Annotated in this window: 1 pseudogene; it reads left to right on the forward strand. The window is 46.0% G+C overall.

Annotated elements, in window-relative coordinates:
• Positions 1 to 211: pseudogene (locus tag DC53_RS0120770) on the forward strand (hypothetical protein); the annotation flags it as partial.

A 211-nucleotide genomic window follows, 5' to 3' on the forward strand; every position in this document is an offset into this window, starting at 1 on the left:
TATTAGATGAAGCAGCCCTTGCTGCCTGTATGGCCTATGTTGATTTAAACCCCATTAGAGCAAAAATGGCAGAAACGCCTGAAGAGTCAAACCATACCAGCATCAAGCAACGCATAACACACGCAAAAGAAGGTAAGCAACCAAAACCACTACTGCGCTTTGCAGGCAAGCCTCGTCAAACAATGCCAAAAGGGCTGCCGTTTGAGCTTAA

Source organism: Pseudoalteromonas fuliginea (genome assembly GCF_000690055.1).
GTDB lineage: Bacteria > Pseudomonadota > Gammaproteobacteria > Enterobacterales > Alteromonadaceae > Pseudoalteromonas > Pseudoalteromonas fuliginea.